Annotated in this window: 16 protein-coding genes; 11 read left to right on the forward strand and 5 right to left on the reverse strand. The window is 61.5% G+C overall.

Annotation, left to right across the window (positions count from 1 at the left end):
- Nucleotides 1–7: 7 nt before the first annotated feature.
- Nucleotides 8–1621, forward strand: a complete 1614-nt coding sequence (locus tag G454_RS18075; RefSeq protein WP_035107244.1) for a sigma-54 interaction domain-containing protein — start codon at nucleotides 8–10, stop codon at nucleotides 1619–1621.
- Here G454_RS18075 and pruA read toward each other — a convergent pair.
- From pruA to G454_RS0106775, 5 genes are read right to left on the reverse strand one after another with little or no spacing between them, the layout of a single operon-like run.
- Complete coding sequence (gene pruA, locus G454_RS0106755) at nucleotides 1618–3171, reverse strand: L-glutamate gamma-semialdehyde dehydrogenase (RefSeq protein ID WP_211229996.1); 1554 nt, start codon at nucleotides 3169–3171, stop codon at nucleotides 1618–1620. The genes G454_RS18075 and pruA overlap by 4 nt on opposite strands.
- A gap of 18 nt (nucleotides 3172–3189) precedes the next feature.
- Nucleotides 3190–4332, reverse strand: a complete 1143-nt coding sequence (locus G454_RS0106760; RefSeq protein WP_027718011.1) for an NAD(P)/FAD-dependent oxidoreductase — start codon at nucleotides 4330–4332, stop codon at nucleotides 3190–3192.
- Nucleotides 4319–5101: a (2Fe-2S)-binding protein gene (locus tag G454_RS22050; RefSeq protein ID WP_211229997.1), complete on the reverse strand. Its 783-nt coding sequence runs from the start codon at nucleotides 5099–5101 to the stop codon at nucleotides 4319–4321. Before G454_RS22050 ends, G454_RS0106760 begins: the two co-directional genes overlap by 14 nt.
- A 4-nt stretch (nucleotides 5102–5105) precedes the next feature.
- A complete protein-coding gene (locus G454_RS0106770; RefSeq protein ID WP_027718013.1) occupies nucleotides 5106–6200 on the reverse strand; it encodes an NAD(P)/FAD-dependent oxidoreductase in 1095 nt (364 codons plus the stop codon).
- Nucleotides 6184–6501, reverse strand: a complete 318-nt coding sequence (locus G454_RS0106775; RefSeq protein ID WP_027718014.1) for a (2Fe-2S)-binding protein — start codon at nucleotides 6499–6501, stop codon at nucleotides 6184–6186. The genes G454_RS0106770 and G454_RS0106775 overlap by 17 nt, the downstream gene beginning before the upstream one ends.
- A gap of 363 nt (nucleotides 6502–6864) precedes the next feature.
- Between G454_RS0106775 and G454_RS0106780 the strand changes: the two genes are divergently transcribed.
- The 10 genes from G454_RS0106780 (at nucleotide 6865) to G454_RS0106825 (ending at nucleotide 16060) form a co-directional block, all read left to right on the forward strand.
- The gene (locus tag G454_RS0106780) at nucleotides 6865–7713 is read left to right on the forward strand and encodes an IclR family transcriptional regulator (protein ID WP_084413325.1); all 849 of its coding nucleotides are present in this window, start codon (nucleotides 6865–6867) and stop codon (nucleotides 7711–7713) included.
- Nucleotides 7700–8848 (forward strand): 2-oxoacid:acceptor oxidoreductase subunit alpha, encoded by a 1149-nt coding sequence (locus tag G454_RS0106785; RefSeq protein ID WP_027718016.1) that lies wholly within the window; start codon nucleotides 7700–7702, stop codon nucleotides 8846–8848. The genes G454_RS0106780 and G454_RS0106785 overlap by 14 nt, the downstream gene beginning before the upstream one ends.
- Nucleotides 8836–9675: a thiamine pyrophosphate-dependent enzyme gene (locus G454_RS0106790; protein WP_027718017.1), complete on the forward strand. Its 840-nt coding sequence runs from the start codon at nucleotides 8836–8838 to the stop codon at nucleotides 9673–9675. Before G454_RS0106785 ends, G454_RS0106790 begins: the two co-directional genes overlap by 13 nt.
- The gene (locus G454_RS0106795; RefSeq protein WP_027718018.1) at nucleotides 9672–10199 is read left to right on the forward strand and encodes a 2-oxoacid:acceptor oxidoreductase family protein; all 528 of its coding nucleotides are present in this window, start codon (nucleotides 9672–9674) and stop codon (nucleotides 10197–10199) included. Before G454_RS0106790 ends, G454_RS0106795 begins: the two co-directional genes overlap by 4 nt.
- A gap of 203 nt (nucleotides 10200–10402) precedes the next feature.
- Nucleotides 10403–11548, forward strand: a complete 1146-nt coding sequence (locus G454_RS0106800; protein WP_027718019.1) for a branched-chain amino acid ABC transporter substrate-binding protein — start codon at nucleotides 10403–10405, stop codon at nucleotides 11546–11548.
- A gap of 75 nt (nucleotides 11549–11623) precedes the next feature.
- On the forward strand, nucleotides 11624–12532 hold the full coding sequence (locus G454_RS0106805) for a branched-chain amino acid ABC transporter permease (RefSeq protein WP_027718020.1): 909 nt from the start codon (nucleotides 11624–11626) through the stop codon (nucleotides 12530–12532).
- Between the two features lie 6 nt (nucleotides 12533–12538).
- On the forward strand, nucleotides 12539–13561 hold the full coding sequence (locus G454_RS18085) for a branched-chain amino acid ABC transporter permease (protein ID WP_211229998.1): 1023 nt from the start codon (nucleotides 12539–12541) through the stop codon (nucleotides 13559–13561).
- Nucleotides 13562–13577: 16 nt separating this feature from the next.
- On the forward strand, nucleotides 13578–14348 hold the full coding sequence (locus tag G454_RS0106815; RefSeq protein WP_027718021.1) for an ATP-binding cassette domain-containing protein: 771 nt from the start codon (nucleotides 13578–13580) through the stop codon (nucleotides 14346–14348).
- A gap of 7 nt (nucleotides 14349–14355) precedes the next feature.
- Nucleotides 14356–15066, forward strand: a complete 711-nt coding sequence (locus G454_RS0106820) for an ABC transporter ATP-binding protein (RefSeq protein WP_211230001.1) — start codon at nucleotides 14356–14358, stop codon at nucleotides 15064–15066.
- Nucleotides 15067–15079: 13 nt separating this feature from the next.
- Entirely contained in the window at nucleotides 15080–16060 is a 981-nt protein-coding gene (locus G454_RS0106825) for an ornithine cyclodeaminase family protein (protein ID WP_027718023.1), read from the forward strand.
- Nucleotides 16061–16069 lie beyond the last annotated feature (9 nt).

Consider the following 16069-nt stretch of genomic DNA (forward strand, 5'->3'; position numbering starts at 1 on the left):
CGTGGCTATGTACCTGGGGAAAGAACTGCTGGCGCGGGAGTTCCTGCAGAAGATTCCGCCCGGCGGGGAGCCGGGGGACTGTGCCTATAAGGGCGAGGAGGTCCTGGAACAGCATATCTTAAGCGTTATTCCCCTCTTAAGGGAAAAGGATATTGCCGTGGTGGACCGGGAAGGCCGCATCCTGGGAGTGCTTACCCTGGAGGGTGTGGTGCAGCGGCTGGTGGAGTTCCTCCTGGATACGGAGGCCACCCTCGTGGCCGTGCTGGGGGCGGCCAACGATGCCGTGTGCATCATCGACACCCAGGAAAGGGTTATCGGCTGGAACCGCAAGGCGGAACTGCTCTACGGCATAAGCGACGGCGACATCCTAGGCAGGTCCATCCACAACTTCTTTACCAACCTGGTGGTAACCCGCGTGTGCCGGAACAACCAGGAGGTTTACGCGGAGTACCACCAGCCCTGCCAGGACACGCACGTCCTCATTAATTCCCTCCCCATCCGCCGCGAGGGTAGGGTTATCGGCGGCGTTTCGGCGGAAAAGGACGTCACGGAAATCATCCAGCTGAACCGCGCCCTTTCCCAGGCCAGCTACCAGGTGAAGTACCTCCGGGAGGTTATCCAGAAAAACGGCTTAAAGAAGCCCGATCCCTTTGCCAAGCTTTACGGCCACCACCCCCGCTTGAAGGCGGTGGTCGACCTGGCCCGGCGGGCGGCTCCCACCGATGCTACGGTGCTCATCCGGGGCGAGAGCGGTACGGGGAAGGAAGTGTTGGCCCGCGCCATTCACGAGGCCAGCGAGCGAGCAGGCAAGCCTTTCGTGGTGGTTAACTGCGGCGCCATCCCCGCCGAGCTTTTTGAAAGCGAGCTTTTCGGCTACGAGCAGGGGGCGTTTACGGGTGCCGGGCCCCGGGGCAAGCCGGGGCTCCTGGAAATGGCCAACGAGGGCACGGCTTTCCTGGACGAGATCGGGGAGCTCCCCCTTAACTTGCAGGTGAAGCTGCTGCGGGTACTGCAGGAAAAGGCCTTTTACCGCGTGGGCGGCTCCCGCCCGGTAAGCGTGAACATCCGCATTATTGCCGCCACCAACCGCCAGCTGGAGGAAATGGTGGCCGCGGGCCGGTTCCGGGAGGACCTCTATTATCGCTTAAACGTTATTAACATCGAAATGCCACCCCTGCGGGAGAGGCGCTCGGACATACCCGAACTCCTGTACCGCTTCCTGCAAGAATATTGCCAAATTTACCATAAAGATATCGTTAAGGTGGAGCCGGGGGTGGTGGCGGCCATGCTTTCTTACTCCTGGCCCGGCAACGTGCGGGAGCTTAAAAATACCGTGGAGAGAATGGTGGTTCTGGCCGAGGGCAGCGTGATAACCGAAAAGGACCTGCCCCCGTATCTGCAGGAACACGCTTTAAGTGTTGCCCAGGTGCAGCAGCAGCCCCCGCCAAAAGACCTGGCCACCGCCGCCCAGCAGGCGGAAAAAGAGCTCATCCTCAAGGCGTTAAGAGAAGCGGGCGGTAACCGCACCCTTACCGCCCGCCTCCTGGGGCTGCCGCGCAGCACCCTGTATTATAAGATGAATCGCCTGGGCATTTTAAAGGAGATGCGCCGGATCACCTAGAAGCGCTCGGACACGACTTTGGACTGCATGAAGAGCTTGAGGTAATCGCCGCCGCCCGCCTTGGAATTGGTGCCGGACATATTGAAGCCGCCAAAGGGCTGCACCCCGACCAGGGCCCCGGTAATCTTGCGGTTGAAGTAGAGGTTGCCCACGTGGAATTCCCGGCGGGCTTTTTCTAGGTGGAAACGGTTGGACGAATAAACTCCGCCCGTCAGCCCGTACTCCGTGTCGTTGGCTATGGCCAGGGCCTCGTCGAAGTCGCGGGCGGGGATAACGGCCAGGACGGGCCCGAAAATTTCCTCCTGGGCAATGCGGGCCCCGGGCGGGACGTCGGCAAACACGGTGGGCCAGATGAAGTAGCCCCGGCTGTCGTCCCCCTTGCCGCCTACCAGCAGCCGTCCTTCGCGGCGGCCTATTTCCACATACTGCATGATCTTATTAAAGGAAGCCTGGTCGATGACCGGGCCCAGGTCCACCCCGTACTCATCCGCCGGGCCGACCTTGAGGAGTGCTACCTTTGCGGCCAGGCGGTCCAGGACCTCCTGGTAGACCTTGCCCACGACAATGAGCCTTGAGCAGGCCGAGCACTTTTGGCCGGAGAAGCCGAAAGCCGAGACAAGCGTGCCGGCTATGGCCTCGTCCAAGTTGCACTCCTCGTCGATGATGATGGCGTCTTTGCCGCCCATCTCGGCAATGACCCGCTTGAGCCATTTCTGCCCCGGGGCAATCTGGGCGGCCAGGGCGTTGATACGCAGGCCTACCTCTTTGGACCCGGTAAAGTTGATGAAGTGCACCTGGGGGTGGCCTACCAGGAAATCGCCCACTTCACCACCGCTGCCGGGGAGGTAGTTTACCACCCCGCCGGGCAGGCCGGCCTCCCGCAGCACCTCCATAAATTTATAGGCAATAACCGGGGTGTTGCTAGCCGGCTTGAGCACCACCGTATTTCCGGCCACCACGGGGGCGGCGGTAGTGCCGACGAGGATGGCCAGAGGGAAATTCCAGGGAGGTATGACCACGCCCACGCCCAGGGGAAGGTACTCCAGGATGTTCTCCTCTCCGGGGTAGGGGGTGAGGGGCTGTGGCTGGGCGAGGCGCATCATCTCGCGCGCGTAAAACTCCAGGAAGTCTATGGCTTCGGCGGTGTCGGCGTCGGCCTCAACCCAGTTTTTCCCGGCCTCCAGCACGATCCAGGCCGAAAACTCAAACTTGCGCCTCCGCAGGATGGCGGCAGCTTTCAAAAGGCAGCGTGCCCTGGCCTCTGGCGGTACGTTTTTCCACGCAGGGAAGGCCTTTGCGGCTGCCTCTACGGCCTGCTGGGCTAAGTCTCTGTCGGCACGGGAAACCAGGCCCACGCTCTCGCTGTGGCAGGAGGGGTTGCGGGAGACGATCTTTTCCCGGGTGTAAACCTCCTTGCCCCCGATGATGAGGGGGTACTCCCTCCCCAGCTGGGAGCGCACGTGGTCGAGGGCCTCTTTCATTTTCCGGTAATTTTCCTCGCGGGTAAAATCGGTGAGCGGCTCGTTAACAAAGGGGGTCAGCAAGCGCATCACTCCTTACCAGCCTTTTTAAACGACCGAGGGTTCGATGAGTAGCTCGCCCCGGGAAAACCGGGAGAGGTGGAACATGTCAACGGGCAGGGAAGTGGGCTGGCCCAAAATGAGCTCAGCCATTAGCTGGCCGGTCATGGGGGCAATCATGAACCCGTGGCCGGAAAAGCCTGCGGCCACAAAAAAGCCGGGGACTTCGGGTGCTTCGCACAGGATGGGCTGGGCGTCAGGGCTCATGTCGTAAACGCCGGCCCACTGGCGCACCACCCGTAAGTTTTTCAGCGGCGGCAGCAGGCGCACAATTTTACCGGCCATCTGCACCAGGAACTGCCAGCTGGAGCGCTCGTTGTACTCCTTTGGTTCGTTGGGGTCCCCTAGCCCCATGACGAAGCTGCCGTGGGGTGTTTGCTGGCAGTAGAGGTGGTGGTAGAAGCTGATCACCATGGGGTCCAGCAGGGGCTCCACGGGCTCGGTGACCAGGATCTGGTGCCTTTCCGGTTTAATGGGCAGGTCCACCCCCACCATGCGCCCAATGGTGGCGGCATGGCCGCCGGCGGCATTTACCACCACCGGTGCCTGGAAAGTGCCCCGGTTGGTGAGCACGGTCTTGAGGGACCCTTCAACCTTAATGTCCAGGACTTCCGTGTAGGTGTGGATTTTAACCCCCAGCCTTTTGGCCGCGCGGGCGTATGCATCCGTGACCTTGAAAGGGTTGGCGTGCCCGTCCTTGGGGCAGTAAGTGGCTCCCAGGAGCCCTTCGGTGTTGAGGACCGGCACGATCTCCTTGGCCTCTTCCGGTGTGAGCCAGCGGGCATCAATACCCAGGCTCTGCTGTAAGGCCAGGTTTTTCTTGAACTGCTCGACCATGCGCGGCGTGTAGGCGAGGATGAGATAGCCCTTTTGCTTGAGGTCTATTCCTCCCGGGTAATCCAGCTCTTCGGCCAGGGTTTCCAGCTTGGCAATGGCGTGCTTGGCCAGGAGGCAGTTGGTCTTTGTGCCCCACTGGTGCCTGAAGCCCGCCCCGCAGCGCCCCGTGGCTCCGGAGGCCAGGTAATACCTCTCCAGTACGGCCACGTCCCTCAAGCCCCGCGCGGCCAGGTTATAGGCAATGGCACAGCCCGTGACTCCGCCGCCAATGATAATGACCTCATGCCTGTGCATCGTCGCTGCCTCCTCCGGCCAGAACACCCAGCTTCAGGGGAATTACGGGGGGCCTGTAGGTGGGCCAGGCCAGGCTGTCCGGTTCCGTGCCGCACAAGCGGTAGATCTCCCGGGCAATGAGGGGCAGGCAGGTGCGGCCCTGGCAGGGCCCCATGCCGCAGCGCTTTAGCCTCTTGATTTCCTCCAGGGTCCGTACGCCCTCCACCTTGATGAGGTGCTCTATTTCCTCCAGGGTTACGTCCTCGCAGCGGCAGATGACGGTCGTGCCCCGGGGTTTTACCTTCAGGTGCCGTACCTCCATGGCCATGTTTTTGGGCACGGCCAGCCAGATCACGGCGGTTTTGTCCATCTTTTCCGTGGCCACCACCTTGACCACCCGGGCCGGGCAGACCTCTTCCCCCGCCCGGTTGAGCCCGGCAACCACCTGCCCCTCTGCAGGCAGGGGCAGAAACTCGTAGGGCAGCTTGACCAGGGCCTCCTCCTCGCTGTAAGTGAGGTCGACCACGAACAGGGCCAGCCCGGGGCATACGGAAATGCACTGTCCGCAGCCGTTGCACTTCTCGTAGTCCACCCGGGGTATCTCGTTAATGTCCTTCATGGGCAGGATGGCCTGGCGGGGGCAGGCATGGGTACAGGGGTCGCAGGGAATTTGCTGGAAGCACTCTACCATGACCACCGGCCCCCGGGCGAGCCGCTCCGGCGGCGGCATCTTGGCCATGATATCCTCGGGGGTGGGAATGCCGTCTACCGGTAACATCTCCAGAATCACCTCGCTATAGCTGGATGATCGCCTTGGAAAGTCCCCTGCGGATTTTTTCGCCCACCGGGCCGGAGCGCAGGGCCTCCAGCTGCTCCCTTATCGCCGCGCGCCGGGCTTCGTAGTCCTGCTGACCGTAGCCGAGGCTGTAGGCGGCGTGCAGGCCGGCCAGTGCCCCTTCCATCATGGCCGCAGAGGCCTCCTCCACCCCTGCCGCGTCCCCGGCCACGTAAACGCCGGGCACGGTGGTCTGCAGGTTTTCGTCGCGCAGGGGGACGTGCCCGCCCAGCTCCGGGACGTAGGCGAGCCGGCAGCCGGCCTGGGCTAAGAGTTCGATAAGGGGGGAGAGCCCTACGGAGAGGCAGATGGTGTCCACGGCCAGGTCTTTTTCCGTCCCCGGGATGGGCTTTCCATCCCCGTCCAGTTGCCAGATGACGGCACCCTCAACCTCGCGCTTGCCGTAGGCCTCCTTAATGGTGTGGCTGGTATAAATGGGTACCCCGGCCCGGCGCACCTTGGCGGCGTGTACCCAGTAGGCGCCGATGACCGGTGCGGCTTCCACAATGGCCGCTACTTCCATGCCCGCCTGCAGGAGCTGGTAGCTGACAATGACGCCTATATTCCCCGCACCGACCATGAGCACGCGCCTGCCAGGCAGGATGCCGTAGACGTTGACCAGCGTTTGCACCGCCCCGGCGCCGTAAATACCGGGGAGGTCGTTGTTGGGAAAGGCCAGGGTTCTCTCCGCTGCTCCCGTGGCCACAATCACGCGCGCGGGCTTGAGGTAAAATACCCGCCCTTTTTGCTCTACTCCCAGCACGCCGTCCTCGTAAAAGCCAAATACGGTGGCGCCGGTGTGAACCTCCACCGCCGGATGGGAAGCAACCTCCCGGGTAAGGGCCTCGGCAATTTTAAACCCCCGCTGCGAGGCGCGATGGCTCTTGGAGCCAAAGAAGCGGTGGGTCTGCTTGATCAGCTGCCCCCCCAGGTGATCCTGGCGGTCAAGCAGGACCACCCGCGCGCCGGCCCTGGCCGCCTCCAGGGCGGCGCACAGCCCTGCCGGCCCGCCGCCGACAACGGCAATTTCCGCAAACCTAACTTCTCTTTTCATAAAGGACTCCCTTTCCTTTCTGGCTGTTTACGACCATGCCTTCCCGGAGCTTTTCCGTGCAGATGCGCACGTTGGGCTCCCCGTTGACGGTCATCAGGCAGGAGGAGCAGTTGCCGATGGCGCAGAAAAGGCCCCGGGGGCGGTGCAGGACCGGGCTCTCCCGCATGACCCTGATCCCGGCGGCATGCAGGGCAGCGGCAATGGTTTCACCCTCGTAGCCCTCGTATTCCTTGCCGTCAAAGATGAACTTTACCTTTTTGCCGCGGCGGAACTCCAAAATGGGGTGCTGCTCAATCCGCACGGCCCAGCCTCCCCCCAGAGGTTATTTTTCAGAAAAATTTAACATGCAAAAGATATGCCACCGCCGACAAGGCCGGGACCGCGGGTGGAGGGAAGGGCGGGAAGCCCGGCATGTTTAAAGAATTAAACAACCTTTAATCATATGTCTATACACTTATACACATGCATTTCAGGCGGGGTGGCAGTCGGGTGAGTGCCCCCCGCGGGTAACATGGCGAGGGAAACCAAGAGCGGGCGCAAGAAGGCAAAAAGGGTCCGTTTGGGGACCTGATTTTGTTTTTGGCCTTTTGACACGGGCGGGGATCGGTTGATAATGTTAAGAAAGTTAAGCCAATGAAATTACTTTTTGCCATACGAAAAAGGAATGGTTCCCATGCCGGGCATCCGCTCGCTGGACAGGGCCCTCGACATACTGGAAGCCTTTACTCCCCGCAACCACGAGCTGGGCATTACGGAGTTAAGCCGCCTGGTCCGCCTGCCGCCTCCTACTGTGAGCAGGCTGGTGCAGACTCTGCTGGCGAGGGGCTACCTGGTGCAGAATCCCGTTACCCGGAAGTACCGTCTGGGCTACAAGTTCTTTAATTTCGTGGGCGCCATCCAGGGCAGCACCAGCCTTTTTGCGCTGGCCATTCCCGTTCTCGGCGGGCTGAGGGATGCCTTGGAGGAGACGGTTTACCTGGATGTTCTTGACGGCGAGGAGAGGGTATGCGTTCTTTCCCTGCCGGGCCTTCACCCGGTGCAGACCCTGGTGCCGGTAGGCCAGCGCTCGCCTCTCTACGCCGGGGCCGATTCGCGGATGCTGCTCTCCTCCCTGCCCGACGAAAAGATTGCCTCCTACCTGAGCAGGGTGGAGCTGCGGAAGTTTGCTTCCCGCACGCCGGCCACACCGGAGGCGATCTGGGAGGAGGTGCGGTGGACGAGGGAAATGGGTGTGGCGGTTAGTGCCAACGAGTACCATGAGGGGAGTGCCTGCATCTCCGCGCCGGTGAGGGATTACACGGGGCGGGTGGTGGCGGCGCTTTCGGTGTCCTTTTCCGTGTTCCGCGTGAGCAGGGAAAACGTTGCCAGGTACGCCCGCGCGGTTGAGCGGGCCGCCCGCGAGCTTTCTTGTAGCCTGGGGTATGTCCCGGGAGAAGGACCGCGCGGGGAACGGTGGGAGGAGGAAGTGGTTAAAAAAATGTTGGGTATGGTGGGAGAGAGTGGAAAGAAGTAAGCGCCTGTTTATGCAGGGAAACGAGGCCATTGCCGAGGGAGCCATTGCCGCCGGGGCACGTTTTTACGCCGGCTACCCCATTACGCCCTCCTCCGAGATAGCCGAGGTGTGCTCCCGGCGCCTGCCCGAAGTGGGGGGCATTTTTGTGCAGATGGAGGATGAAATTGCCAGCATCGCCGCCGTAATTGGGGCCTCCCTTGCCGGCGTCAAGGCCTTTACGGCCACCAGCGGGCCCGGCTTTTCCCTCATGCAGGAAAATATCGGCCTGGCGGTGATGGGGGAGGTACCGTGCGTCGTGGTCAACGTGCAGCGCTCGGGCCCCAGCACGGGCTTGGCTACCAAGGTGGCCCAGGCCGACGTGATGCAGGCCAGGTGGGGCCGGCACGGGGACCAGCTCTTAATTGCCCTCTCGCCCGCTTCGGTGCAGGAGTGCTTTGAGCTGACAGTGGCCGCCTTTAACCTTGCGGAACGTTTCCGGGTGCCGGTGGTACTGCTGGCCGATGAAATCGTCGCCCACCTCAGGGAAGTGGTGGAGTTGCCCCCGGCGGAAAAGTTGCCCATCGTGGCCCGCAGGTATCCGCTTTGCCCCCCTGATGAGTACCTGCCCTTTAGGCCCGGCGCCGACGGGGTACCTCCCCTGGCAGCTTTCGGGAGCGAATATGTGTTTCACATTACCAGCTCCATGCACGGCGAAGACGGGTTCAGCAACAACGACCCGGCAAACGCCGCGCGGAAAATCGCGCGCCTCTTTACCAAAATAACCTCACACAGGGAGGAAGTGGTGCAGGTTAAGGGCTACGGCTGCGACGGTACGCTGGACATCCTCCTGGTTACTTTTGGCTGCACGGTGAGACCGGCCAGGGCGGCGGCGGCGCGTGCCGGTAAGCTGAAGGTGGGTGTCCTGCAGCTGGTAACCCTGTGGCCCTTCCCGGACAGGGAGGTTAAGCTGCTGGCCAGAAGAGCAAAGGCGGTGGTGGTGGCGGAGCTAAACTACGGGCAGGTTGTCTGCGAGGTGGAGCGGGTGGTTGGCGGGGAGAGGCCCGTTTACGGGCTCCACAAGTACAACGGCGAGGGGTTTACCCCCGGGGAGATTGCCGCGCGGCTGGAGGAGGTGGCGGGGCTATGCGGGCTTTAGCCGGAAACGCCTGGTGGGAATACATCAAGAAAGAAATGCTCCCCCATATGTGGTGTCCGGGTTGCGGGAACGGCATTGTGCTCAGGTGCCTGGCCCGCGCGCTGGCGGCGCTGGGGCTGCCCCGCCATAGAGTGGTGGTGGTTACGGGGATAGGTTGCTGGGGGAAAGCCGACGACTACCTGCGCACCAATGCCCTGCACACCACGCACGGGCGCGCGCTGGCCTTTGCCACGGGCATCAAGCTGGCCAGGCCGGAGCTGGTAGTCCTGGTGCTCATGGGCGACGGTGACTGCGCGACCATAGGCGGCAACCACCTCATTCATGCCGCCCGGCGCAACGTGGACCTAACCGCCGTGGTGGTCAACAATTTTAACTACGGCATGACCGGCGGGCAGGTCTCCGCCACCACCCCCCGGGGTGCCGTTACCTCCACCACCGCGCTGGGGAACCCGGAGCGTGGCTTTGACCTATGCAAAATTGCCGATGCTGCGGGGGCAAACCTGGTGGCCCGCGCCACCGTTTACCACGTCCCGCTCCTGGAGAGGCTCCTGCGCGAGGGCATATCGAAGAAGGGCTTTTCCTTCCTTGAGGTGGTAAGCCCCTGCCCCACCCATTACGGCAGGAGGAACCGCCTGGGGACGCCGGCGGAGATGATGCGCTACCTAAAGGAAAGGTCGCTGGGCGTGCACGCTCCGGCTGCGCGCCGCGGCGAAGTTCCGGAGGGCTACATTTTAATCGGTAAACTGGCAGAAAGAGATGAGCCCGATTTCCTGGCCGCCTACGAGCAGGTGAGGCAGCGCGCCTCAGGCAGGGGTGAACGAAAGTGAGGGAAACCTGGCAGGTGGTTCTGGCCGGTGAGGGAGGGCAAGGACTGGTGGTGGCCGGCCTGCTGCTGGCCGAGGCGGCGGTCTGCGAGGGCAGGAATGCCGCACAGACCCAGTCTTACGGCATAGCCTCCCGCGGCGGCTTTTCTCAATCCGAGGTGGTCATCAGCGCAGGAGAGATTGTCTACCCCGGGGTGGAGGTGCCGGACCTGGTCCTGGCCCTCACGCCCAGGGCATACGATTTGTACGTTCCGCTGTTGCCGGCAGGGGCGTTCCTCTTTTACGACCGCGACCTGGTGTCTCCCCGGCACCTGCCGGAGGGGGTGCATAGTTATGGCCTGCCTTTTTACCGCCGCGCGCGGGAAATGGGGCGCCCGGAGGTTTTAAACATGGTTGCCCTGGGGGCCATGGCGGCTCATACCGGTATAGTGAAACTGGATTCCCTGGAAAAGGCTATTGAAAAGCGCTTTCCCACGGAGGTGGCCGCGTTTAACATCCGGGCGTTGCGTGCGGGGGCCCGGCTTTAAAAAATCATCCGGCATCTTAACTTGAGACAGGATCAGGGGCAAAAATGGCGAATGATTAAACATTGGCTAACTTGTTTAAAAATTTGGGCCTTTAAAAAAAGTGTAAAAGGGGGGATTGAGGAGGATTCGGGTGGCTGTGCGTCTGCGGCTTGCGGGTTGGTGCGTGCCGATTAATTAAGAGAAAATGCGGGAGGGTTTGAGAGGTGCTTAAAAAGCTACTGGTGGTGATGGTGGCCGCGGCATTGGTGGTGGCGGCTGCGGGTTGTGCCGGAGGGGGCAAGAGCGACACCATCAAGATAGGGGTGCAGGGCCCCATCTCCGGTGACTGGGCCCTGGAGGGCCAGGGCTTTGTGAAGGCGGTAACCATGCTGGCGGAGCAGATTAACGCCAAGGGGGGCCTGCTGGGGAAGAAGATAGAGATCGTCCAGGGGGACGACAAGGGCGACCCCAAGGAGGCCTCGCTGGTGGCGCAGAAGATGGTGTCCAGCAAGGTAATTGCCGTGCTGGGGGCCTATAACTCCTCGGCCACGGAGCCTGCAGCGGGGATATACAACGAAGCGAAGATCCTGCACATCACGCCTTCCTCAACGGCCACCAAGCTGACCGAGAAAGGGTACAAGATGTTCTTCCGCACCTGCTTTTTGGACAACCGCCAGGGTATGTTTGCCGCCGACTTTATCGTGAATACCCTGGGCAAGAAGAAGGTGGCCCTCATCCACGACAACACCACCTACGCCAAGGGCCTGGCCGACTGGACGGAGAAGTTTTTGAAGGAGAAGGGGGCCACGGTAGTATTTAACGATGCCATCACGCCTAAAGAGAAGGATTTTACCTCCACGCTGACCAAAATTAAGGGGCTCGACCCGGAGGTAATATACTTTACGGGCTACTTCTCCGAGGGCGGCCTGTTGCTGCGCCAGGCGCGGGAGCTGGGGATCAAGGCCGTCTTCATGGCCGGGGACGCCAACAACAACCCGGACTTTGTGAAGAACGCGGGGCTTGAAGCGGCCAAGGGGGCCATCATCACCACCCTGCCGCTGCCGCAGGACCTGCCCTACAAAGAGGCCAAGCAGTTCATAGCCGACTACAAGGCCAAGTACGGCAAGGAGCCGGAGAGCATCTGGACGCTGACCATGGCCGACGCCTTCCGGGTGGTGGTGGAAGCCATTGAGAAGACCAAGTCCACGGACCCGGTCAAGCTGGCCGAGTACCTCCACACCCAGCTGAAGGACTTTCCGGGGATAACCGGCCCCATCACCTTTGACGAGAAAGGGGACCGGCTGGGCTCCGTGCACACCGCCTACGTGGTCAACGAAAAGGGCGAGTTCGTGCTCTACAAGAAGCAGTAGCTCGTGCATCCGGGGCAGGGGGGCGGGGGTAGTTCCCCGCCTCCCCTGCCCGGCGCAAAAGGAGGAATAAGCGGCGTGCAGGAATTTTTGCAGCAGGTGGTTAACGGCCTGACCATCGGATCCATCTACGCCCTGGTGGCCCTCGGCTACACCATGGTTTACGGCATTTTAAAGCTCATCAACTTTGCCCACGGCGAGCTGTTCATGATCGGCTCCTTTTTGGCCTTCACCTTAATAGTTTCGGCCAACCTCATGGAGCACATCCCCCACCCCGTTGCCGGTCTGGTGGCGGTCTTTTTGCTGGTGGCCCTCATGGTGGCGGTAATCGGGCTGATTTTGGAGCGCGTTGCCTACCGCCCCCTGCGGCGCTCATCGAGGCTTGCTCCCCTGGTCTCGGCCCTGGGGGCATCCATCTTTTTGCAGAACGCCATCATGCTGGTCTACGGCGGGGGCTACCTGGTGTTTCCGGAGAACCTCGTGCCGAACATCGAGTGGAGCGTGGGGGGCATCAACATAGGGCTCATGCGCGTAATCATCCTGGCCCTCTCAATAAGCCTCATGCTCTTCCTCTACCTTCTCGTGCAAAAAACCAGGCTGGGGGCGGCCATGCGCGCGTGCTCCCTGGACCACGACACCGCGCGGCTGATGGGCATCAACGTCGACCGCATCATTGCGCTGGTCTTTGTCATTGGGCCAGCACTGGGAGCCATAGCCGGCATCATGGTGGGAATGTATTACCGGCAGATAAACTTCACCATGGGGTGGGCCTACGGGCTGCGCGCCTTTACCGCCGCCATTTTAGGGGGCATCGGCAACATTCCCGGGGCCATGGTGGGGGGCCTCTTGCTGGGCATCCTGGAAACCATAGGGGCCGGCTACGTGGCGGCGGCCTGGAAAGATGTTGTGGCCTTTATCATTTTAATCCTCATCCTCATCCTGCGGCCCACCGGGCTTTTGGGCGAACGCGTGGCGGAGAAAGTCTAAGAAGGAGTGGCGGTAGAGTTGAGCAGGGGATGGCATAACTGGGACCCGCGCTACTTAAAGCTGGCCTACCTGGCGCTGGGGGTGGGTGCCGTAGCTTACCCCTTCCTGGCCAACACCTATTGGATTGATGTGGCCAATTTTTTTGGTATATACGTGTTGCTGGGCCTGAGCCTGAACATCATTGTGGGGTACGTGGGGCTTTTCAACCTGGGACAGGCGGCCTTTTACGCCGTAGGGGCATACAGCACGGCCATACTGAACACCGCCTTTCACATCCCCGTTCTCTGGCTGCTGCCTTTGAGCGGCCTCCTGGCCGCCCTTATGGGGTACCTCATCAGCAGACCCATCCTACACCTGCGCGGGGACTACCTGTGCATAGTCACCATAGGGTTTGGGGAGATCATGCGCATTACCTTAAACAACAACCCCTTTGGTCTCACGGGAGGCCCTAACGGCATCATGGGCATCGCCAGGCCCGAGATCCTGGGCTTCCGCCTCTTTCAGCCCCACCACTACTATTACTTCATCTGGCTCATCGTCCTGCTGACCGTCATTGCCTTAAAGAGGCTGGAGAACTCCCGCATAGGGCGCGCCTGGCACTATATACGCGAGGACGAGCTGGCGGCGGCGGCCATGGGCATAGACGTCAACCGTATGAAGCTGCTGGCCTTCATGCTGGGAGCGGGCCTGGCCGGGGTGGCCGGAAACATATACGCCACCAAAATGACCGTCATTGCCCCGGAAAGCTTTAGCTTTTGGGAGTCGGTGGTCATGTTCACCATCGTGGTCCTGGGCGGCCCCGGCTCCATACCCGGCGTGGTGGTGGGCACCCTGTGCATGGTCGTCCTGCCCGAGCTCTTTCGCGAATTTGCCAAGGCCAGGATGCTTGTCTTTGGCCTGGCCATGATTCTCATGATGATCTTCCGCCCCGAAGGGCTCTGGCCGGCCCGGCGCTACCGCGAGGAAATCCGCAGCGCGAAAGAAGAGCTTCCGGCGGGCCAGAAGCCGGAAACGCTATCCGGGGCATAGGGGGAGGGCCTGGGCGGTGGCACTTTTGGAAGTAAAGAAGGTAAGCAAGAGCTTTGGCGGAATCATGGCGGTAAACGCCATGGAGTTTGAGGTAAACGCCGGGGAAATTGTCAGCTTAATAGGGCCCAACGGCGCGGGGAAGACTACCGTCTTCAACCTCATCACGGGGATCTACCGGCCCGACGCTGGAGAGATATACTTTGCGGGGCGAAAAATCAGCACCATGCCGCCCCATAGGATCACCCAGATGGGTATAGCGCGTACCTTTCAGAACCTGCGCCTTTTTAAAAACATGACCTGTTTAGAAAACGTCATGGCCGGGCTGCACTGCCGCACCGGCGCCGGGGTGCTGGGGGCGGTGTTCCGCACCCCCGGCCAGCAAAAAGAAGAAGAGTATATTCGCCGGGAGGCAGAAGGCCTGCTGGCCCTCCTTAACCTGGAGCACGTACGCCATGAGCTGGCCAAAAATCTCCCCTACGGTGATCAACGGCGCCTGGAGATTGCCCGGGCACTGGCCACCAGGCCGAAGCTGCTTATCCTCGACGAGCCGGCGGGGGGCCTGAACGAAAAAGAAACCCTCGACCTCATGGAGCTCATCGAGCGGATCAGGCAATCCGGCATTACCATCCTGCTCATCGAGCACGACATGAAAGTAGTCATGAACATATCCGACCGCGTGGTGGTCATGGACAACGGCGAAAAGATAGCCGAGGGCACGCCTGCGGAAGTACAAAACAACCCGCGGGTCATTGAGGCCTACCTCGGCAGGGAAGAGGATGAGGTTTAAAATGGCAATGCTGGCGGTGGAAAACCTTCACGTTTCCTACGGGCACGTGCACGCCTTGAAGGGCATCACCTTTGAGCTCAAAGAGGGGGAAATCCTGGCCCTCCTGGGGGCCAACGGGGCCGGGAAATCCACCACCCTGCGGGCCATTTCCGGCCTGGTGGCGCCGCGCGCGGGCAGAATTCTCTTTGCGGGGAAAGACCTGGGAAAGGTTCCCGCCCACGAGATAGTCAGGATGGGAGTGGCGCACGCGCCGGAGGGCCGGAGGGTCTTTGCCACCCTTACGGTGGAAGAAAACCTCATCCTGGGGGGATACAGCCGGGGGAGGGACAGGAAGGGCCTGGAAGAAACCAGGAGGCAGGTGTATGAATTGTTCCCGCGGCTGTACGAGCGCCGGCGCCAGCTGGCGGGGACGCTGTCCGGCGGCGAACAGCAGATGCTCAGCATCGGTCGGGCACTGATGGCCGCTCCCAGGCTCTTGCTCCTGGACGAGCCCTCCCTGGGGCTGGCCCCGCTGCTGGTGCGGGAGATTTTCCAGACCATCAAGGAAATAAACGCCCGGGGCGTGACCATCCTCCTGGTGGAGCAAAACGCCCGCGCGGCGCTAAGGCTGGCCCACCGCGGCGTGGTGCTGGAGGCCGGCAGGATGGTGCTGGCCGGCAGTGCAAGGGAACTGCTGGGCGACGAGCGGGTCAAGAAGGCCTACCTGGGCGAAAAGTAGGGGGTTTTAAAAGGTGAAAAAGGGAAAAGAAGTTCTCTACCTTTCCGGTGCGGACGTAAGAAAAATCGGCCTTTCCATGGCCGAAACCATGGAAGCTGTGGAGCAGGCCCTCTTTGAAAAGGGCAGGGGTAACTGCCAGATGCCGCCCAAGCCGGGCATCTTTACGCAGCCCGATGCCTTTATCCACGCCATGCCGGCATATATACCCGCCCTCGGGGCGGCGGGCCTCAAGTGGGTGGCCGGTTATCCCGGTAATACCCGCCACGGCCTCCCGTACCTAAACGGCCTTTTAATTTTGAACTGCCCGGAAACCGGGGTTCCCCTGGCCGTGATGGACTGCGTGTGGATCACCGCCCAGCGTACCGGTGCGGTTAGCGGTATTGCTGCTAAGTACCTGGCCAGGCAGGACAGCGAGGTGCTGGCCATAATTGGCTGCGGCGTGCAGGCCCGCACCCAGCTGGAGGCCCTGGCGCTGGTGCGCAGGCTGAAGGTAGTGAAATGTTATGATATCAACCCCGGGCAAACGTCCCTCTTCATAGAGGAAATGAAGGCCAGGCTGCCCCACCTGGAGTACGTTGCTGCCGGCAGTGCCCGAGAGGCGGTGCAGGAGGCGGACATTGTAGTTACGGCAACCCCCATCCTCAAGGAGCCCAGGCCGCCCATCGAGCTGGGCTGGCTCAAGGAAGGGGTGCTGGGGCTGCCCATAGACTTTGATTCTTACTGGCAGCCGGAGGCCATGCAGGGCTGCGATAAGTTTTACGTGGACGATGAGAACCAGTTTGAGTATTACCGTACCCTGGGCTACTTCCGGGGGGCACCAAAAGCCTATGCCGACCTCGGCCAGCTGGTCACCGGTAAGGTCCCGGCGCGGGAAAGCGAGCGGGAGAGGATCATCTCCATGAACCTGGGGCTGGCCATCGAGGACATGGCTACGGCCATCAGGATTTACCAGAAAGCCTTGGAGCAGGGCATCGGCACCCTGTTGCCCCTGTAGGGCAGTCTG

Origin of the sequence: Desulfovirgula thermocuniculi DSM 16036 (assembly GCF_000429345.1) — a bacterium.
Taxonomy (GTDB): Bacteria; Bacillota; Desulfotomaculia; order Desulfotomaculales; family Desulfovirgulaceae; genus Desulfovirgula; species Desulfovirgula thermocuniculi.

Excerpts from the sequence above, each read along its gene's own strand:
- G454_RS18075 (WP_035107244.1), top strand. The coding sequence starts at position 8 with ATGTACCTGGGGAAAGAACTGCTGGCGCGGGAGTTCCTGCAGAAGATT.
- pruA (WP_211229996.1), bottom strand. The coding sequence starts at position 3,171 with ATGCGCTTGCTGACCCCCTTTGTTAACGAGCCGCTCACCGATTTTACC.
- G454_RS0106760 (WP_027718011.1), bottom strand. The coding sequence starts at position 4,332 with ATGCACAGGCATGAGGTCATTATCATTGGCGGCGGAGTCACGGGCTGT.
- G454_RS0106770 (WP_027718013.1), bottom strand. The coding sequence starts at position 6,200 with ATGAAAAGAGAAGTTAGGTTTGCGGAAATTGCCGTTGTCGGCGGCGGG.
- G454_RS0106780 (WP_084413325.1), top strand. The coding sequence starts at position 6,865 with ATGGTTCCCATGCCGGGCATCCGCTCGCTGGACAGGGCCCTCGACATA.
- G454_RS0106790 (WP_027718017.1), top strand. The coding sequence starts at position 8,836 with ATGCGGGCTTTAGCCGGAAACGCCTGGTGGGAATACATCAAGAAAGAA.
- G454_RS0106820 (WP_211230001.1), top strand. The coding sequence starts at position 14,356 with ATGCTGGCGGTGGAAAACCTTCACGTTTCCTACGGGCACGTGCACGCC.